Origin of the sequence: Paenibacillus alkalitolerans (assembly GCF_016482785.1) — a bacterium.
In the GTDB taxonomy this organism is placed as follows: Bacteria; Bacillota; Bacilli; order Paenibacillales; family YIM-B00363; genus Paenibacillus_AE; species Paenibacillus_AE alkalitolerans.
The window spans coordinates 38089-58472 of record NZ_JAEMXM010000014.1 but is presented as its reverse complement, the minus strand read 5'-3'; the positions used below and the strand labels follow the sequence as shown (position 1 = coordinate 58472).

Below are 20384 nucleotides of genomic sequence, written 5' to 3'. Positions count from 1 at the left end.
TACTTATTTATAAGATATAAATAGAAGTATATTATAAATTATAAAATGATATTACGTTATTTATTTATGGATTGGATAAATTGACATCATACGGAAATATCCGTCCAAAATATAACAATCGGCCGGTTAGACATTTCCAGTTTCAGCCTCCTGCTTCTACAACAAGCTTGATAACCGTATCAAGCGGCTCCCATTTTTCTTTAGGAACTTTGATGGAAATCCCCTGCTCATTTTGTTCGAAAGGGACCGCGCTGCCGTCCAGCAATTGGCAGCGTACGATTTTCTGCGGAAGCGCCGGCAAAACCATGCCGTCAAAAGCCGGCATATTTTGTACATGCAAATATAGATGGTTTCCCTTGCGGGTCATGCCGTAAATATGGTCGACCGGCTCGAGCGGTCCCGACCGCGTTCCGTAAATGGCTTCGCCGTTTTTCTTCATAAACTCGCCGATTTGCTTCAATCGCTCCACTTGGCTTGCCGGTATTTCCCCGTCCGGATCGGGAGCAACGTTGAGCAGCACATTGCCGCCGCGGACAAAACAATCGATCATGATTTTGATGATGTCCTCAAGCGGCATGACCCTTTCTTTCGGGTCATAGGACCAGTGATACGCGATGGTGAAGCATTTCTCCCAATCGATGGGAATGATGTTCCCGGTAATCTCGTGCGGTCCTTCGTCGCATTGGAAATCGCCGATCCAGCCGGACCGCGGATTGATGACGCATTTCGGCTGGCTGCTCCTTACCGTCTCGTTTAACTTTACCGGCTCCCAGAACCATGCCGCATCGGCGTCGGTTCCGGAATGAGCCAGCCAGCTGCCGTCATACCAGAGAATATCGATCGTCCCGTACCGCGTGGTCAGCTCCCGGATTTGCTCATAGGCTTGCTCTTTCATCAACGCCGCGTTGTCGGCCAGCTCCTTCGGCTTGAAGTATCCGGGAAACCGCCAATCCATCGGCGAATAATATAATCCGATCCGCAGACCGGCTTTGCGAAAGGCTTCCGTATAATCTTTAACAAAATCGCGTTTCGCGGCGGCATGCATGCTGTCGAACCGTCCGTAGCTGCCCGGGCTGTCCCATAGCGCAAAGCCGTCATGATGGCGGGTGACCATGACCGAATACCGCATTCCGGCCTCTTGAGCCAAGCTGGCCCATTGCTCCGGGTTCCACTTTTGCGGATTAAACCGACCGGCCAGCTTCGCATATTCGTCGGCGGGAATTTTCTCGTTGAACATGGCCCACTCGCCGCGCCCAAGTATGGAATAAAGTCCCCAATGGACGAAAAAGCCGAGCTTGGCGTCCCGCCACCATTCCATGTCCTCATCGTTCAGGTTCAGCCAGGGGGCCTCAACGCCGTCCCGGCTTTTCAGCCGAATGCTGCTTTTCAACATGGAGGCAAGCTCGGCGTCTTGCAATTTTTTAATTGACACGTTCCGTTAAACTCCTTTGTATAAAATAAAATTATTTTATTTCATTAGTATAAAGCACCTGCTTTTCAAGTAAAATAATAAGATATTATATTCTGTATAACAAAATTACGTTAATAGAAGAAATAAAGAACAGGGCGCAAGGCCGCTGCTCTTCTAATCATGTCATTATTCCTCTTACTGTTTATTTATTACCGATCCGGCAACACCGTTTGCGCTATTTAGTGTTTCACTTTCCCGCCCGACATCTCCCGGTACTGTCCTGGGGTGCAACCGGCATATTTCTTGAACACCCGGAAAAAGTGGCTTATATTCGGATATCCGACAAGTGCGGATATTGTTTTTGGTATCGCCATACCAGATTCTTCCGCCATTAGCGCGCGCATTATAAACAGCGACCGAATCATCATGACTGCGTATATATGCGTCATTGATAGTAACATTGGTAGAGGAAAAGACATCTATGCCATCCCCCCATTTATTAACGCCATAGGCTTTAAAGTTATTGATTAGAACATTGGATGAATTTCCGACATTTATAGCGCAACCGCCATTATTCCCACTACCGTAATTATTAACGATAATCCCATCAATCGTGATTTGGTTCGCATAGTCAACGGATATGGCTCTTCCCACAGGACGGTCAAGTACACCACGGCCTATAACTTTGGCATTAGTGGCATTATCAAAATTAATGGCGCCTTGAACGACCGCTCCGCCGGCGATATAAAGCGTCTTGCCGCTAGGTACGGTATAGTCCTCTTGATAGATACCGGGACCAAGATAAATGACATTCGGGTCGCTAGGGCTTGGAGGATTGACTTCCAAAGGGTTTGCAAAAATCATCAGATGCTTATTTATATCCCCGTTCACCTCTACAGAGAGCTTCATAGGACCAGACATGGAAAATGTCATCGTATTGCCGTTGATGTTAGGGGTAATCACCGTGTTCAAACCACGAATTCGAGCCGACGTAAGCGTTCCGGCGTTATAGGTCACTGACATCTCGACCTGACCGTCCGTATCGAAATAAACAAAAGAAGCATTGTATTTCGTAGGATGGCCGACAGTTGTTCGATACTCATCCAGATCCTGCCAGACTCCGCCCGGTTCCCGTACTTGCACGGTATAGTCGGCGTTAAGGGGGATACCCGCGGGAGCTGGATATACTTGCAATGTCGTAGCCGCCTCAGCCTTTGACGGAAAGTTAGCCGCCAGTGGAATGAAAGCGATTACAAACGCAAGCAGAAAGGAAAACAGTTTAGACCTCATATTACTTGTGTGAAACCATGAACTTTTAAACATACACTCAACTCCTTTATTATCGCCCTTTGCCGAAATCAACGGCATCGTTTTTGAATTTTTGTGAAGTTGGGAAGCAACATCCGTATTGAGGATGTTACTTCCCTTGTAGCCGTGCTTATTCAATGCCCATTTCTTGCGCTTTCGCGTTGACTTCGGCAATGGCTTCCTGCAGCCCTTTGGCGTCGTAGGATTTGACTACGGCCTTCCACGATTCGACGGGATCGTCATTTTTCAGAATAACATTGAAGAATTCATCTACAATCCCGCCGTTGTTTGGCGTAAGTGCTCCGGCAAGCTTATCCTTGGCTGGAGTGGACATTAACGTGATCTCGAAGTTGATTGGAGACGGTTTGTTCTCGGTCTTGAATCGATTGAACGTTTCACTGGTTATAGCATCAAATGCAGCCAAATCGGGATTGGCATTGATCACTCTTTTGCCTTGCGCCGAGAATTCGCTGTGCCATGATGCGAGCCAACCGATAACGGCGGTGATCGGATATTTCTTTCCAAGATTTTGATCGGCCGACAGCAAGGAAATCGCCTTACCGTCCTCGATCTTGTAATCCACGCCTTCAATACCGTTGTTGACAAGGGCGGAATATTCTTCGGACATCATATAATCAACCAATCGGAGCGCTCTGTCGAATTTCTCGTCGTCCATTTTGTTGCTGAAGAACGTCTCGGACCAGTATGGCGTTACGCCGAAGTTGTAACGATTCCCATCCGCCGCCGGCCAAATGCGCATGAATCCGATATCCGACACTTTAGCGTCGGGATTGGCTTTCACAAAAGCCTCGATATTGGCGCCAATATTTCCTCCGAGCGAGATAAAAGCTTGCCCGTTCACAAATTTGAGAAGGCCGTCCGCATCTTTCTGGATCGCGAAATCCTTATCCAGAAGACCTTCATGATAAAGCTGCCAAACCTGTTTGACGGCCTCGGGAGCTTTCGTTGAAGCGAAAGAAGGGATCCACTTCCCGTCCTCTTTCACCCAAGAATCCTTCATGCTCGCCAATTCCGGAAAGCTTCCGAGCATTGGGGTCAGGAGATAATCCTTGTTATTAATCGCAATGCCTGTGATTCCGGGACGCTGCTTCATGACCGCTTTGACCATCGCGACGAATTCCTCGTAGCTGTTCGGATCGGATGTATACCCGGCCTGTGCCGCCCAATCTTTGCGGTACAGGATCGGCCGGTCCATAACCCCCGCATTGCCATCCGTGATGAAGCCCATCCGCGGCACCATATAGAATTTACCGTCCACCGTCAGCGGTTTCACGGCAGGAAGCTCCATAACCCTGGCGATATTCGGATATTTGCTCAGGTCTTCCGGGAGCGCTTTGATTACGCCTTGTTTGGCCCACGTGCTGTACAAGGCGCGGTTGTCCGTCGCAAGCGCATTCGCGAAAATATCAGGCAATTGACCGGATGCAGCCCACACTTTCTGCTTCTCCTGCCAGTCGTTCCAGGTGATCTGGACCGGTTTCACAGTAATATTGAATTTCTTTGTCATATCATTGAAAATCGTGTCATTCTTGGCTTCCGGATTGTCGAATCCGTCTTGAATGCCCCAAATCGCAACACTGAGTTCCTGATGCTTGGCAAACGGATCTTCAGCAGCAGGGGATTCGCTTGCGGACTCGGAAGCAGGCTGCTCGTTGGAAGAAGCGGCCGGATCATTCTTGGCGGTGCCGCATCCGGCAAATACCGCGGCCAAAACCAGCAAGCAGACGGCCAGCAAAATCGGTTTCTTACTTTTGTGTGTCATGCATAATCCTCCCTTTTTTTTGTGCAAAACTTATATAATAATAGCTTCGCTACTATTAACCCTTTAACCCTTGATCGAACCGATCATGATTCCTTTTGCGAAATACTTCTGGATAAATGGATAAACCAGAAGGATTGGCACGATCGCAATCACGATCAAGGCGCCCCGTACGGAACCTTCATAAGCATTCTGCGTTCCTCGCGCCAGCGTCTCGGCGGCTGCGCCTCCAACCGATGCGCTCAAGTTGGTTAATGCATTCCGCAAGACCAATTGAAGCGGATACAATTTGGTGTCGTTAATGAAAATCGTTGGAAGCCACCATTCGTTCCAGCGGTCCACGGCGTAGAACAGGGTCATCGTCGCAATGATGGGCATGGAAACGGGGACGACAATCCGTATCAGAATCGTGATATCATTAGCTCCGTCGATCTTGGCCGACTCCTCCAGAGCCGGGGAAATCGTATTGAAGAAGTTTTTCATCAGGATCAGGTAAAAAGTATTCACGGCTAACGGAAAGATCATGACAAGCAGACTGTTTTGCAAATGAAGCTTCTGCAAGGTTAGAAAGTACGGAATCAGCCCTCCGTTAAAGAACAGCGTAAAAATGATCAAGCCAAAAATGATATTTCTGCCCGGCAACGATTTCTTCGACAAAGCATAAGCGCCGGCCGACGTTACGATCAGACTGACAGCGGTTCCCGCTACGGTCACGATGCCGGATATGAGCAGCCCCCGTGTGACTTTGCCTTCCGCAAATAAAAACTTGTAGGCCGCCAAGTCGAAAGTTTTCGGATACAGAAACAATTGATTCGACCCGGCATCGTGAAGGGTAGAGAAGGACAGCATCAGCGTCTGGTAGAAAGGGAACAAAGCAACGAGCGAAAGGAAACTAAGAAAAAGAGTGATAATCAGGTTGGCGAGACTAGGTCCTCTTTTCACTTACAACCCCTCCTCCTTTGCGACGGTTTTAATGAAATAGTTAGCGGCGAAAAGCAAGGCGCAATTGATAACGGACTTCAAAAATCCGACCGTTGTCGAGAAACCGAATCCGGTAGCATCTTGAAATGCGCTTCTATACACTAATGTGTCCAGGATGTCCGAATAGTTATATACGGCAGGGTTGTACAAATTAAAGATTTGATCGAACCCGCCGTTCATAATATTGCCTACGGCCAATATCAAGAGAACTGCCGCAGTCGATCTCACGACCGGCCATGTAATCGCCTTCATTTGCTGGAATCGATTCGCTCCGTCGACGGCTGCCGCTTCGTACAGCTCCGGATTGATCCCCGCAATGGCAGCCAGATACAGAATGGCCGACCACCCCGCCTCCTTCCATATGTTAGACAGGAACAACACGGCCGTAAAACTGGGACCATCCGTCAGCACAGATTGACTCTCGAAGCCGAATACGGACAGAATTTGATTGTACAAGCCCTGACTGCTGAAGATCCCGACGACAATTCCGCTTATGACAACCCAACTGATAAAATGGGGAAAAGTAAAGACAGTTTGAATCACGCGCGTCAAACGGCCCTTGGAGATTTCATTCAGCAGCAAGGCAAGAATGATGGGCGCCGGAAATTCGATGATCAGCCTGCCGAAGCTAATCAAAATCGTATTCCGAAAAGCGGTCAAAAAATCCGGGTTTGCGAACACATCCGCGAAATTTTGAAAACCGATCCAGGGACTCCCGGTAATTCCCAGGGAATAGTCGAACTCCTTGAAAGCGAGTACAATTCCGTACATCGGAAGGTAGCTAAATAACACGTAAAAAAGAATGGTTGGAACAACAAGAACATACAGGTACTTATGCTTTGCGATTTCTTTCCACAGTCGACTCCGTGACTGCTGTATGGTCTGTGCCTGATGAAGCCTAAGCTGCGTATGGTCTCTCATTTCGTCTCACCTCTGTCTCTTTCTATACATTTATTTTAAGAGACAATTTTCGACACGAACATACAGGATTCTTAGGCAAAGTTGCACGATTTGTATGAGTTGTAAACGTTTTATTTTTCGATAAGCTAACCCTCGTCCATGTACATCTAAGTATTGTCCATGCAGCAAGGATCCGCCGAAACTCAAAATCCCGGCCTTGACCCGACCGGGATTTCTGAATGTACTTCGATAGAAGTTTTTCTTATAGAGCAGCCCTATACGAGCTGGGCGTTATTCCCTTCACTTTCTTGAAAATTCGGCTGAAATAGAAGTAATCGTCGTACCCGGCTTTCTCCGCGATTTCGTTCAAAGGGAGATCCGTCGTGGTCAACAGCTTGCAGGCATAATCGATCCGGAGGTTCGTTACATGCTCCGTGAACGTCGTCCCCACTTCCTTCTTGAACAATTGACTGACATAGTTTGCATTTAAGTTGAACTCTTTTGAAATGCTTTGAATGGAAATATCGGTACAAAAATGATCGTTGACATATTCGAGTATCGGTTTGAAGGTTCGGTTTTGCGGTTTGGAAAGCATCAGCTCATGAACCGCATTATGTTTAACCTCCAGCAGCTCCTTCAAATGCTTCAACATATCTTGGACCGTACGAAACAGGCTCGTAAGCTTCTCATAGGAATAAACATAATCTTCGAAAGGTTCCTCTTCGCTCTGATGTCTGAAGGACTGTATGCGATTGTAGACCATCAGAGCATGCTTGATGTTTAATTGTCCATTCTCAAATAAGGTCCCCAGTTCGTCCAACAGTTCGTGAAGGAGATAACCATCTTTTCTGGCGATAGCTTCTTCCAGTTTTTTAATGATAGGAGCTTTCTCCTGAAGTCCGTCCGCTTTGACAGATAGCCTGGCTCCCGCCGTAAAATACTGATATGCCATGATTTCGGCGGAATGAATAGCGTCCCTGATCCGGTCAACCCGATGGATGACCCCGCTGAATCCGACACCTTTGATGCCATGCATAGCCGCTTCCTGTAACTCGGCAGATAACCGATGATGATCGCTCATCCGAAACAAATAAGCATGCTTGGCAAAACCTATTCTTAGAGTAACGCAGCTTCTCCATCCGTCAAGCTTCAGCTTGTTGTTTCCGATCGAAACCGCGACGCCGAGCCCCTCATCCGATTCCATATCGATTCCGGAAGATAACAGCGCTTTGCGCAATCGTTCTCTGGAACGATCGTTTTCTTCCTCAATAAGATCCAAAATATCCGTCTGAACGGACCCTTCACGTTCTTCCAGAATCGACTTCGCTTTTTTTAAGTAAACGGCAATTTCGGCCTCGTCGAACGGCTTCAGACAATAGCCGAACGCGCCGTAATTCATCGCTTTCTGTGCAAACGCAAATTCGGCATAACCGCTTACGACGATATGAAGCGCGCCGTTGCCGGCATCCTTCAAATTTTTTATAAGCTCCAGTCCGCTCATGCCGGGCATTCGAATATCGGTAAAGACGACATCCGGATTCAGCTGCCCGATCGCTTCGAACGCCTCGGCGCCGCTTAGCGCGTAACCGACGATCTCAAATCCGTATTGATTCCAGTTCACGCTTGCCTTCAGACTCTTGATTACCAGTTCTTCATCATCTACAAGAAATACTTTAAACATCGGATTCACTCCCGGCTGGCATCATGATGACGACCTCGGTTCCCTTTCCGGCTTCACTGTTCAGTCGAACGCCATACTCGCTCCCATAGGTCAACTTGATCCGATTGTTAACGTTTTTCAAACCGATTCCGGCTGTCGTATCATCGCTTTTCATGAGGGTAATAAGCTTTTGGTCCGCAATGCCCACTCCATTGTCCTTGATGGATAAATGAAGCACATTCTCGGAAAGATATCCTTCAAGCCGCAACAAACCTTCTCCGACTTTGGGTTCGATCCCGTGGAAAATCGCGTTTTCCACGATCGGCTGAAGAATCATCTTCGGAACCTTGCAGTCCAGTATTTCTTCAGGAAACCGGTACTCTGCCCCCAAACGGCTTCCAAAACGGATTTTTTGAATATCGATGTAACTTTCGATGATCTTCAGTTCCTCGCGAAGAGGTACTCTGTCCGTTCCTTTGATGCTGTAGCGAAATACCAGAGCCAATGCTTTTGTCATATTGAAAATGTTGTTCGCCCCTTCCTCCGCTGCCATTCCTTTGATCGACTCTAGCGTGTTGTATAGAAAATGAGGGTTGATTTGACTCTGCAAATACGCCAGTTCGGACTGCTTTTTGACCAATTCCGACTCGTAGAGTTTAGTCCGGCTATCCAGTAGCCGATGAGTCAAGTCGTCGATTTCATCCAGCATCTGGTTGAAATCGTCGGCCATAACGATGATTTCCGCATACCCCTGGAGACGGATCCGCTTTTTGAGGTTGTTCAATTTTCCCAATTTGATTTCGTTCATGAGCTGCATTAACTTTTTCAAAGGCTGGACAATGTTGTTGATTACAGCCAAGTATGGAACGGTTAACAAAAGCAGGGAAGTAAGAAAAATCAAAAAAGCTTGTTTGCGAATATCCTCAATACCGCTCAGAAGCTCGCTTCGCGGCAGCTTTACGATGATTTCCCCTTCGATATCGGGAATCGGACCTCTCTGAACGAAATACTCCGTATCATTTTCTGAAGATTCGATTTGCTTGTAGGCGCTTCCGATTCTGGCCGACTCATCATTGGAATAAAACAAAGTGCCTTTGCGGTCCACCATATATATTTTACTTCCGCCGGAGCGCATCGCTTGATGCGGAGAACCCATTAACGCGTTGGCGTCCAGCACAATCAGCAAGGTTCCGATCTCCTTGTCGTTGTTAAAGTCAATCGTTGAATAAACGTGAGTTCCCGCGATAAAAACATTTCGGTTTTCAGAATTTATAGGGAGAGTTTTGAGTCCTAAAAAATAAAACAATCTTTTTTTCGGTATATCGTCCTTGAAAGGGAGCAGATTCTTGATTTCGCCGTTGGTGTTGAAGTGAACGCCATTATTGCTCAAAAGCGCAATATCGACGATGCCGTCCTTCATCCCGATCATGTCTGAAATGTAGCTTTTTAGCTGTGTACTCCGAAAATTTTGCCGCCGGATCGGTCTCATTCAAATACTTTTGGACAATGGACGAGTTATAGGATATATTCTGGAGCAGTCGCTTTACAACATCGGTATTGGAGTACAGGGTCTGGTTCATCTGCGAGATCGTTTCCGAGAAGTGCTCGCTGTTTTTCTTTTCCACGACTCTCGCCGCTTTGGAATAATCGGTGAAAATGATAAAAATGACAATAACGATGATAAGCAAAAGCAGCATGGACAATTGGACTCGGATCGGCAATTGTCTCAGGTAACCCATACGATCACAACCTCTTAACGGAGAAGGTATTTGCTCTGGAGCCTATTATATCAGCAACATGTACCGCTTTCATATAATTGAAAGTTACCAGCTAAGTCACTCATTAAGATGCTGCCGATACCAAAAAAAGTGATAGCCTTTTAGGCTACTCTTGTAACCTGCAGATGTCAATCAATGATTCATGTTTATTGCCCGAGCGAACGGAAGAGACGCGAAGGCGGCCGATGCTCCCATCGACCGCCTGACCGCTTTATTTTTGAACTGTCGTTATTCTCGGTGATCCAGGTACTGCTATGCATCTTTCGACTAGATCACGATTCGAGCCCACCGGATCAGAATATCCGCTTGTTCCTGCGTGAAATAATTGCCGGTTTGGTCCGTTACTTGCTTGATGTAGTCGGCCATCATGCTCCTCGCTGCGTCTGTTCTCCCTTCGGCCGCCGCGGCTTTCGCCTGATCAAGCTTTTGATTCAGAGATTTGGCCACTGTTTCCCATGCTTTGTAATTCGTTTCCTGCAGGAACACATTCGTGACGGTCTTCAAGCTGTCAAACGTGACCGCCACCGTAAACGTATGAGTAACCGTCGTTTGATGGCCCGCCGCGTCTTCCGCTGTCGCGGTTACGGTATGCTGACCGGACTCGAGCGTATACGCCTTTGCTTGAAGCAGCGGTACTTCGCAAGGCGAATACGTTACACCCGAAACTGTGTCGGTCGCGCTGCAGGAAATCAAGATGTCTTGATCGATCGTGTAGTACGTATCTCCAGTGACCGTTACCTGAGGAGCCGTCAGATCGATCTTCGCCTCGAGCGACCCCGTCTCACCTGTTTCGACGGAACGGCGGTATTGAACCTGATGCTTTCCTTCCTGGTCCAAGTTCACAGGGGTACTGTAAGCCGTCCAAGTGTTTCCGCCGTCGAGGCTGTATTCCGCGATCGCCGCAGGAGACAGAGTTACTTTGACCGGCGACGTATACCAGCCGTTCTTGCCGTTCGGCTCCGCAACATCCAACGACGCCGTGATGTCTTTCCACTGCAGCCCTTCGAGCGCCGCAAGCAGGCTCGCCGCTGCCGCATCGACTTCTTCTTGTGTTGCAGCTGCATTGTTATACACCGATTGAGCTTTCGATACTTCCGACTGAAGAGTTTGTACGGTTTCCTCTGTGTAAAGCTCAGTGTCGATCGTACCTGCTTCTTCTATCAAAACCGGGATTAAGGTGTTGTCAACCCACGTAGCCGTATTGTTCATCGCCGCCTGAATTTCTTCCGCGGTCAAGATGTAGTTGTAAATGCGGAATTCATCGATCATGCCGTTTAACAGCGGATCGGGCCACTGGCTTTCGCCGATATAGTTTCGGCTCGGTTTGAAATCGCTCGGCTTGATCGTGGCGCTGTTATTCGTGGCTTTCAGTTCCCCGTTGACATAGAGCTTCGCCGAACCGCTTCCCAGTGTCACCGCCACATGAACCCATTGATTGGCGGCCAACTGCGACGTTTGTACCATTTGTTCACCGCCGCTGTGCTTGATCGCAAAACGCAGCGTATTGTTGCCCGATCTCGGCGTAAGGAACAGGTATTCATTTGTATTGTTGCCAAAGTCGAAAATGCGCTGCCACTGGTTGCCGCCTTTCCAGTACACCCACGTTGCCAAAGTGATCTCATCATAATTGGCAAGCGGATGCGTCTCAGGCAGCGTCACGTATTGGTTTCCATCCATATCGATGGCTTGCCCGACCTTGCCGGCTGTATAAGCAGGAGTTCCAACAACGGTTCCGTCAGACGATCCGATTGCGTTGTCCGCGTTGCCTTCAAACGAATAGAGTGATAAAGGCACTTGAACGAGCCGCTCTTCAGCCTGCTCAAGCTCGGCCAGAAGCTGCGTTATATCGGCGTCCGGTTTGGCGATTTCCGCCTGAATCCGCTCTGCTTCCTGAGTGTACAGGTAGTAGCTTCCTTTCGTATAATCTTCCGGCGGCAGGATGTGGAGGTTTACCTTAAATTCGATCGTTTGGCTGACCTCAAATAATCCGTTGCTGACCGTGAAGGTGACCGGATGGCTGCCGTAATCCGCATTTTTCGGTGTCCAGGTAAATATGCCGGCTGATGCGTCGAACGCCGAACCTTCAGGCAGTGTGCCAGCGCTGTATACAAGCGGTTCGCCTGTCGGATCGGAGACCGGCACCTCATAGGTGAACGGCTGTTCCGCGGTCAGTTCCACTGCCGTTACCGGCTCGAACACCGGCTGCCCTTTGACCGTGATCCTGATCGTTCTGGACGATGAGAGATCGCCTGCAGCCGCGGTAAATGTTACGGCGTGAACACCGCCCTGATCCTTCCTTGGCGTCCATTCGAACATTTGGGTTGCTGCATCAAAGGAAGCTCCCGCCGGCAGATCATTCACTCCATATACGACTTCGGTTACCGCATTTACCGCTTCAACCTTGAACGAGAGCGTGTTTTCCGCAATTACGGTTCGGTCTCTCAACGATTCCAGCACCGGCATGCCCGGGATATATTGCAGTGCTTCCAGCTCAGCCAGTATACTGTTATCCGCCGCATCTACCTCATCTTGGGTGGCATTGGCATTGCCCGCCACCACCGTTGCCGCATCCACAGCCTGCTGCAGAGACTGGAGGCTATCAGCAGTGTAGATGCCCGCAGCTTTTGCAGCCGCAGCTTCATCGAACAATTGTGTGAGAAGCGTCTTGTCAATGCCTCTCTCCAAGAACTCGATTTCTTCAAAGGTACAACGCCCCAAATGATCGTCATAAATGCGGATATAACGGTATGGCGTCTTGTCAGGATTAATTGCACTATTCCAATCGGTAGCATTAGCGCTTGTAATTTTATACAGGTCTACAAAGTTCACGCCATCATTGGAACCTTGAAATACGGTATTAATTACACGGCTGACTACGTTAGCTCTTGGTTTGAAGCGGAAGGTTTCAACAACTTTTTCATTACCTGCTCCGAAATCTACGGTAACCCAACTAACGGTGGATCTGTTTTGGGTTACGGTTGAAAAGTCTCCATCGAAGAGATACCATCCATTTTGTTCTTCTGAGATACTGTCGCTTCCCAAACCCTTATCCGATGCTCTTACCATAGATGGCTGCAGCTGCACTTTCGTCAGAAGAGTTCTGTAGGAAACAAGCAGTTTTTTGGCGTCGTAAATCTCGTCAATCAGCTTCTTCTCGTCAAAGCCCGGTTTCGCCATCTCGCTTTTGATCCGGCTCAATTCCTTATTGTACAGGTAGAAGCTGACTTTTGTGTAATCGGAAGCCGGGAGTCTCTCTGCATCTGCCATAACGACGGCAATGGAGTCAGCGTATGCGGAAACCGTCGCGGACAGCGGTCCGAACGTTCCGTCGCCGTGAACGGCCATCACCTTATAGTGCACGCTGCCGAAACGGAAGCCGGTTTCCTGGAATGACGTCGCTCTCGTGCCCGTGAGAACCTCCTCCCAAGGGGAACCGTCCTCCAATTCCGTTGTGCCCGGTTTCAATACCGGATCGGTCAAGCTCGCCTCTTCATCATAGGTTCTATATACATTGAACCAGGAGGCTTGCTTCGGCTTGTTCCAATACAACGTCACCTGATCCTTCACTCTTGCGGTGAAAGGAGTGACGATTCCTTCCGAAGCTTCCGTAAAAGTTACCTCGCTGAATTCCGCCTCGTCGGAGGCCACAACGCCGGTATAGTAAGCGTAAGGCAACAATGTCATCATCTTCGTGACATATTGCCACTCTGTACCGTCCCTGGATACGAACGCGTATACCGTCTGCGAATCATGATCCCGCATCAGCTTTAAATACGGATACTCGGCCGCCGTATAGCCTTCAATGCCCGCATTCAGCGGACTTACCACCTGATTGGACCATTGATGCTTCGAGACCCGCGTGCGGTTCTGAAGAACGAGGTTGCCGTTCGCATCCGCTCCGAAATAGATGTAGCGAGCCTTGTCGGCGGTAAGCCGGTCGCGCATCATAATGCCGCTTGCTTCCCCCGCCGCGCTGTCCAGCTTCGCGCTGATCGAGCTGTTTCCGGCTGCGACCTGGCTGACAAAGTGCAGCGAATCGTTAATATCCCGCTTGTAAATGTTGTAATCGTCGCCTTCGCCGAGACCTGTCCCGCCCACAGAACCGATCGTGACGGACGAACCGTCGATCACGGAGCTGCCGGCCGTTCCGCCGATCCGGTCATCGCGCCAGGCCGTATCCGCATTGCCGGATACCGGAACGGTCAAATCGGCCTTCGCGCGCCAGGACTCCCAACCCGCTCCGTTCTCATTCACCGCGGCGACCTTGTAATAGTACACCTTGCCGTTCTCAACCGCAGTGTCCTTATAGTAGTTGCCGGCTACGCCTGTCGCGATGGTCGCATAAGGACCCTCTTCCGTTTCCGAACGTGTAATCGTGTACGATTGTCCGCCGGAGGTCGTTTTCCAGGAGAGGCCGACATAGCCGTTCCCTGCAAGAGCGTTCACGAAGTCGACGTGCAACGGCTTCGGAGCAAGCTCGATATCCGACGTTAACTTCAGCACCATCGCGGATTTGGCCGCAATGGTCACTTTTCCGTCCACAACCGGAACGTTCGATCCCGATACGAGGTCGAGTACCGTGCTGCCGCTGAAATCCGCCGGCAGTTCAACGTCGAACGATTGCTCATTGCCGTATGCTTCGCGGGTCGTGTTGAAAATCATGAAATACTTCCCGTATCTGGACGTTTGCAGTTCCGGATAACCGGAGTAAGGCGTATCCGGTTCATGATTGTCACGGTTGACGGTGCCGACGCCCGGTTGATAAGAAATCGGCGCGACTTCGCCGATAAGCGCCTGGGGAGCGCCGCTCCTATTCCCCCCCTGATCCGACATGTAGTCGACGTCGATATTATCCGGACGCAAGTAATAATCTTCATACCGGAACCGGTTGTTGGTGGCGATCTGAACGATATGGTCGTAGTTGTCTTTCATCACATGAAGCCGGCCGTTGCTAACCGAGCCCTTATTGCGATAGAAGAACGCGCCGAACATCCGGAAATCGCCGTCTCTTACCGACAGGTACAGATTGTCGATATCCGCCCACGCAAACTGCTCGTAATCGTCCGGATTGACGCCCAAGGCGGCGATTTCTTCGGGCTTGTAATAATCGAAATCCGTTTGCGGAAGCACAACCCCGGCCATCACGCTGCCGCCGAAGCGGCTGTAATTCGCCCGATCGGCCGTCACATACTTGTACGTATCCGCCAGCCGGAAATTTCGTCCGCTATTTGTACCGCTGTTGCCAAAGTCGTTCGCATTAAACATCTGGCGATCCGCGAGCTGCTGCTGCGCAAAGCCGACCGCTTCTTTCGCATACTGCCAATACTCGTCCCACTCCGGACCGCTGTACTTTTGCTCGTTCTGGGCCATCGTCATTTCCAGCGATGCGTAGTGCATCGTCATTCCAAGACCTACTCTCGCGCCGTACGCGTGGAATCCGGTCAACGACTGATTTCGCTCATCCGTCACTTGCTCCGCTCTCATCACTCGTTTTCCGTCGCCGTCCAAAGACGAATAACGGGTATATCCGCGGGCGTGGATGTTTTTCAGCGCCGCTTTCAGGATTTCGTCATTGATTTCCTCGTCGCCGGCATGGTCGAGCGTTTTATAGTAATAGTTTAATAGGTAGTTTGCCGCTTCTCCATAGTTGGCGACGTAGCCGTTTTCCCTTGTCAGCCCCGCTTCCGTAAAGCCGGTGTAATGTTCGCCGTACGGCTTGCGGCGCACTACGTTGCCGTTCTCGTCCAGCTTGCTCTTGGCAAGTCCTTTGCCGACAATGTGGACGAAGTCGTCGGTAAATACCGCCCTCCCATCGTGATAGAACAAGGAATGATACAGATCCAATTCTTCTCCGTTCGGACCGACGAGCACCTCTTCACCGAGGAACGGCCGGATCCCCAATGATTCAAGCAAAATTTGATGGCTGCGCTCCTTGCCTTCAAAGAACGGAGAACCGATAATGCCAAGACCAACGTGAGCTTCCCACGCCCCTTCATACGTATAGAGCATCTGGTTGTAAATATAGGAAAGACGCGCGCGTGCAAAATCGAAGTTCGCTTTCAGCACCCGTTCCCACGCTTCTCGGCGCGTCAGCTCGCCGCCGTTCCAGTCCACACCCGCAAGTGAGAACTCGCCTTCCGTCGTTCCGGTGACGAACGGCTGATCCAGAAATTCGTTGAACGCCGCCGGCCCATAGATCGTATCGTCTTTGATCAGGTTCTCGGCGATGTACAGCGCTTCGCCGAGCGCACCGTAATAGCCGCCCCAGTCGCCCTGGTGTCCGCCGCGCAGCACCAGTCTCGTATTGCCGTAATAATCCTTGACATGGTTGTCGATCGTTTTGAAAATGCGCTCCAGCGCCGCCCTCTTCTCTTCCGGAGTCTTCGCCGGGGACCAGCTGTATTTCAAAGCGCTCGCGTAAAATTTCAATTCATCCTGATACCGGATGATGGACAGCTTGCCGCCGGCATTGGAATCGACTTTGGCCGAGTAATTGTTAAACAGGTTGACGAGGTTTTGCATGTAGCCGTCGATTGCCGCTTGCTTCTGCTCATTCGTCAAATCCGCCGCCACAATCGTATCCGGGTTTTGATCCGGCCTGAATTTATAGCCCTGCGGTTCGTCATCTACGTTTAGATAGGCCTGAGTATGGGTATAAGCGTTATAGAAGCCTCTCGAAGAATTCGTAACATTCCCCCACTGATTGAGCGTTTTGATCGTGATTTCAACGGTCTCTTTCCCGTATGTAGACTCCAGCGGAAGCATAACCGTATTGTAGTAAAAGCGGTTCGGCAACCACCCCCCCTTGCTGATGGCTTCATAATCGCCATGTCTCACATACCCGACCTGCTCGCCGTTGATATTGATCATGCTGTTATAGCCTGACGTGTTGTCTTCTCCCCCCAGTTTCATGGTAAAGTAGTTGCGGAGATACGGATGGACCTTCATCGTGAAGGTCAGATCCCCGCCTTGCCCTTCCTGCGGAACGAGAGGATTCGACACCCGGGCGGTTTCACCCATGAAACCGGTGATGACGCTTGTAAAGTCGCCCTTGTAATTGTGAGCGCTTTCGGAATCGGCATTGCCGAAATCGAGCTTGTCCAAATAACTGATTGCACTTTCTGCCGCCGATTGCTCCGCTTCCGATTGTGCCGCCAACACCGGAACAGGAGCTGCAGCCTGTACCGTCAATGCACATAGAAGACCGGCAGCCAACACGCGTTTAACGTGCGCCGCTGCGCTTTTCACTGGATTGAATAACATCATTTTCACCCTCGCTAGTACTGATTTCTTTCAACATCCGTCAAACATTTTCAAATCGAAATAAAATTATAAAAAGTTTTCGCGATGCACCATACGCAATCTGAATGTTGTCTGCCCTCCTTTCTAACAGAATAACAGCGGTCGTTACCAGTTCGTGTTCATATTAATTGGCCTCCTCTCCTCAGTTGGCAGATTGCATGTATACTAAACCGCATGTGGCGCGGGTTTAGCCGTAAACGGTTCCTCAAGCCGGAAGACAAAATGTTAGCGCTTTCTCGATAGTAATGCGCCGAACATTGGCATGCTTCTCCTTCTAGCGTCTGATAAGAGCGAGACTTGAAGATAAAACAAAATTATCAATTAACAATAGTTTACATGACAATTTATGCTTTATAAATAACAATATCTATTTTTTTATATAACAAAATTACGATTTAACTCTTTCCATCATACCTTTGACGGCGGCGAAAACAAAAAAACCACCGTCATTGGCGGTTCCGAATTACCGTCAGTGAAAGTGGTTAATGAAACCTTCTCGTGTCGGTGAACTTTCGTAGCGGCTTCTGCATCACTTGCTACGCTCATGTAAGTCGAGATTTATACTTATAAATTTTTTTACTTTATCGATATAATGCTCTCTTTTGGAATAGGCGTTATACAACCGGCCGGCAACCCGGGCCGTATCGCCGAAGAAAAACCTTTCATACAAAACTTGCCGTCCTCCGAACGAATTTGTGCTAATTTCCCAAGCAAGTCTGAATAAGCACCTTTATTTTTAGCATCCAGATCAGTTACTCTTAAGTATTTATTGATGTCATCGGATATTCCGCATAAAAATCTTCCTCTCTCGGGAGCATGATCAATCCGCTGGCCCCGATCAACTGCAAAATTTCGATGATGCGAGGATACACTCGGGGAAATATGAAGTTAGCGGTGAACATGATGTCCGGGTCGGGAATTACTGTCCCCCACGAGTCCGTAAACGCCTTTTCTTCCGCTGCCAATAGCAACGACTTCATTGTCTCCAGCACGGTTATGACTTCCGAAACCTTCTCGATGATGTGTGCATGGCTGTTCAATCCGAGTACTGAAACAATATACTCGATCGTCCCGAGCAGAAACTCTGTTTTGGCGATCGTTCTGCACAGAATTTGGTGCGTGACTTCACTCTTTTCTATCACTTTGGCTGCGTCCGGTTCCTCTAATGTTTGCAAACAGGTAGAGAATCTGCCAATATGAGGCTGGACAAAAGCATGAGAGAGGGTGATATCGTTTTCGCGGCAGTAAATATAATAGTTCCTCATATTATCAGCGTATCGTGGATCTTGTTCGGACAATAATTCCGCAGCCGAGCTAAAGGCCATCAGCGCGGTGTTCATATAATCCGGCGCACGACCTAAAAATCCGTGATGCATCTCGGCCCACAAAGACATCATGATTCTTCGCCGGATCAAATCTTCTTTGGATCTCGGCTGTAAGAAGGATACGCCGACTGGATCGCCGCTGGCCGGAGAGATGTAGGTCATCTGCTCGCGGAACTCCCCCTTCCACTGCATATCGTACATCTCGGCTTGAGTGGCAATGACTCCCTTAAAAGCGATGTGTTCCGATAATTTACCATGTAATTTCTCACCGTTGAACCAGACAGAGATCGGGGTGTTCGTTTGAGGAAATTTCCTTGGCTTTTCACGAATCTTTAACCGAAGTTCCTTGTTATCTGAGTGCCGAGAGATCAAACTCCGGAACAAACCCTTCTTCCGCCGCCCGGCCGAGCAAGGCGGTAACTGCCGCGTAACCGTCATCGCCCAAATTCGCGGTAAAATCGTTCACATACAAAGCGATGTGAGCTTGCGCCACTTGAGGATCCATCTCTTGGGCGTGATGCAATACATACTCGCGCGATGCCTCTGGGTGCGCCCATGCGTATTCGACGGATGCGCGGGTCCAGCCGGCAATTGCGTTCAGATCCAACGACCGTTTGGCGATGATCGCGCCAAGCGGAATCGGCAAATTCGTGTCCGATTCCCACCAGCCGCCAAGGTCCGTCAGAAGGGAAAGCCCGTAAGACGGATACGTAAAACGCGCCTCGTGGATCACCAGACCGGCGTCGATTAGTCCGTCGCGCACGGCCGGCATAATTTCGTGGAAAGGCATGACTACAATCTCCCCGACGCCTCCAGGTACATGCCTGGCTGCCCACAGTCTGAACAGCAAATAGGCAGTCGAACGCTCGCTGGGCACCGCCACCCGCCGGCCGGAAAGCGAGGCAGGATCTTGCGTTGCGGTAACACCGCTTCTTGTCAGCACAAGCGGTCCGCAGCCTCTGCCCAACGCGCCGCCGCAGGGCAGCAACGCGTATTCGGACAATACCCACGGCAGAGCGGCGTAGGAAATTTTGAGCACGTCCGGCCCGTCCGCAGAAACGGCAAGTTTGTTTGTAATGTCAATATCGGCATAGGTCACGTTAAGCTTCGGAGCGCCAGGCAGCAGCCCATGCACCCAAGCGTGAAAAACAAAAGTATCGTTGGGACAAGGTGAAAAAGCGATCCTCATTATAACACCTCTATAAGTACTGAGCTTGCGGATTCCAATGCGTTGAGCGCTTCGCCGATCCGCCAGGCCGCCCTGTCGCGGGGGCCGACCGTGTTCGAGATCGCGCGGATTTCCAGTACAGGCAAGCCTCGCTGAAATGCTGCCGTAGCCACGCCAAACCCTTCCATCGCCTCGGCTGCTGCATCCGGTATCCTCGCGGCCAGCTCCGCCGCCGTTGCCGCTGTGCCCGTCGCGGTGGATACAGTGAGCACCGGGCCGATTGCGGCCTTCAATCCGGCAGCCTTCAACGCTTCGGCCACCCGGAACGCCGATTCGGCTTCAACCGGGATGCGAGCGGAGCCGAAGCCCAGCTCGTCCAAGCCGAGGAAGCCGTCAGGCGTCTCCGCCCCCAAATCGGCGGCAATGATTTCGTTCGCCACCACGATCGAAGCGATTTCCGCTTGGCCGGGAAAGCCGCCTCCAATACCGGCGCTAACAACCATACGGTATTCGCCGCTCGCCAGTGCCGCGGCCGTGGACGCCGCCGCCGGAGCCGGGCCGACGCCCGCCGCCAACACGTCGAAGCTGCCGGCACCCCTAAGTCCGCGCAACACCGCATCTCTTTCGGCCACAACCGCGGTCATAATAAGTACGCGTTTTCCCGAACTCATCGTTGAAATTCTCCTTCATCAGATCAACAGATCAACTTGAAAATTTGCGGATCGGATTCGAAACGATGACGAAACCGCAGCCTGCGATACAGGGAATATG

General features: G+C 50.1%; 13 protein-coding genes. All 13 read right to left on the bottom strand.

What is annotated here, in order from left to right; genetic code table 11:
- Nucleotides 1–142: 142 nt before the first annotated feature.
- The 13 genes from JET16_RS19815 to JET16_RS19760 all read right to left on the bottom strand — a co-directional run bounded on the left by JET16_RS19815 (nt 143) and on the right by JET16_RS19760 (nt 20284).
- Complete coding sequence (locus JET16_RS19815; RefSeq protein WP_199619376.1) at nt 143–1432, bottom strand: alpha-L-fucosidase; 1290 nt, start codon at nt 1430–1432, stop codon at nt 143–145.
- A gap of 174 nt (nt 1433–1606) precedes the next feature.
- The gene (locus tag JET16_RS31245) at nt 1607–2893 is read right to left on the bottom strand and encodes a glycoside hydrolase family 28 protein (RefSeq protein WP_233531934.1); all 1287 of its coding nucleotides are present in this window, start codon (nt 2891–2893) and stop codon (nt 1607–1609) included.
- Complete coding sequence (locus tag JET16_RS19805) at nt 2850–4502, bottom strand: extracellular solute-binding protein (RefSeq protein ID WP_199619372.1); 1653 nt, start codon at nt 4500–4502, stop codon at nt 2850–2852. The genes JET16_RS31245 and JET16_RS19805 overlap by 44 nt, the downstream gene beginning before the upstream one ends.
- Nucleotides 4503–4565: 63 nt before the next feature.
- Nucleotides 4566–5441, bottom strand: coding sequence for a carbohydrate ABC transporter permease (locus JET16_RS19800; RefSeq protein WP_199619369.1), 876 nt, complete (start codon nt 5439–5441; stop codon nt 4566–4568).
- Complete coding sequence (locus tag JET16_RS19795) at nt 5442–6401, bottom strand: ABC transporter permease (RefSeq protein WP_199619366.1); 960 nt, start codon at nt 6399–6401, stop codon at nt 5442–5444. It lies immediately after the preceding gene.
- Between the two features lie 241 nt (nt 6402–6642).
- Entirely contained in the window at nt 6643–8061 is a 1419-nt protein-coding gene (locus JET16_RS19790; RefSeq protein ID WP_199619363.1) for a response regulator, read from the bottom strand.
- Nucleotides 8054–9217 carry a sensor histidine kinase gene (locus JET16_RS19785; protein WP_325176736.1) on the bottom strand — a complete coding sequence of 388 codons (1164 nt, stop codon included), beginning with the start codon at nt 9215–9217 and terminating at the stop codon, nt 8054–8056. The genes JET16_RS19790 and JET16_RS19785 overlap by 8 nt, the downstream gene beginning before the upstream one ends.
- Nucleotides 9218–9419: 202 nt before the next feature.
- The gene (locus JET16_RS19780; RefSeq protein WP_199619357.1) at nt 9420–9779 is read right to left on the bottom strand and encodes a hypothetical protein; all 360 of its coding nucleotides are present in this window, start codon (nt 9777–9779) and stop codon (nt 9420–9422) included.
- A 306-nt stretch (nt 9780–10085) separates the two neighbouring features.
- Nucleotides 10086–17084 carry a LamG-like jellyroll fold domain-containing protein gene (locus JET16_RS19775; RefSeq protein WP_199619354.1) on the bottom strand — a complete coding sequence of 2333 codons (6999 nt, stop codon included), beginning with the start codon at nt 17082–17084 and terminating at the stop codon, nt 10086–10088.
- 565 nt (nt 17085–17649) lie between these two features.
- Nucleotides 17650–17790 (bottom strand): hypothetical protein, encoded by a 141-nt coding sequence (locus JET16_RS30630; protein ID WP_267908726.1) that lies wholly within the window; start codon nt 17788–17790, stop codon nt 17650–17652.
- 88 nt (nt 17791–17878) lie between these two features.
- Nucleotides 17879–18883 (bottom strand): 4-hydroxyphenylacetate 3-hydroxylase N-terminal domain-containing protein, encoded by a 1005-nt coding sequence (locus JET16_RS19770; RefSeq protein ID WP_267908725.1) that lies wholly within the window; start codon nt 18881–18883, stop codon nt 17879–17881.
- Complete coding sequence (locus tag JET16_RS19765; RefSeq protein ID WP_199619352.1) at nt 18795–19634, bottom strand: 1,4-dihydroxy-6-naphthoate synthase; 840 nt, start codon at nt 19632–19634, stop codon at nt 18795–18797. The genes JET16_RS19770 and JET16_RS19765 overlap by 89 nt, the downstream gene beginning before the upstream one ends.
- Nucleotides 19634–20284, bottom strand: coding sequence for a futalosine hydrolase (locus JET16_RS19760; RefSeq protein WP_199619350.1), 651 nt, complete (start codon nt 20282–20284; stop codon nt 19634–19636). Before JET16_RS19760 ends, JET16_RS19765 begins: the two co-directional genes overlap by 1 nt.
- Nucleotides 20285–20384 lie beyond the last annotated feature (100 nt).

Bases quoted from the DNA above. Each gene is read 5' to 3' on its own strand.
- JET16_RS19805 (WP_199619372.1), bottom strand. From the start codon at position 4,502: ATGACACACAAAAGTAAGAAACCGATTTTGCTGGCCGTCTGCTTGCTG.
- JET16_RS19795 (WP_199619366.1), bottom strand. From the start codon at position 6,401: ATGAGAGACCATACGCAGCTTAGGCTTCATCAGGCACAGACCATACAG.
- JET16_RS19790 (WP_199619363.1), bottom strand. From the start codon at position 8,061: ATGTTTAAAGTATTTCTTGTAGATGATGAAGAACTGGTAATCAAGAGT.
- JET16_RS19780 (WP_199619357.1), bottom strand. From the start codon at position 9,779: ATGGGTTACCTGAGACAATTGCCGATCCGAGTCCAATTGTCCATGCTG.
- JET16_RS19775 (WP_199619354.1), bottom strand. From the start codon at position 17,084: ATGATGTTATTCAATCCAGTGAAAAGCGCAGCGGCGCACGTTAAACGC.
- JET16_RS19770 (WP_267908725.1), bottom strand. From the start codon at position 18,883: ATGACGGTTACGCGGCAGTTACCGCCTTGCTCGGCCGGGCGGCGGAAG.
- JET16_RS19765 (WP_199619352.1), bottom strand. From the start codon at position 19,634: ATGAGGATCGCTTTTTCACCTTGTCCCAACGATACTTTTGTTTTTCAC.
- JET16_RS19760 (WP_199619350.1), bottom strand. From the start codon at position 20,284: ATGAGTTCGGGAAAACGCGTACTTATTATGACCGCGGTTGTGGCCGAA.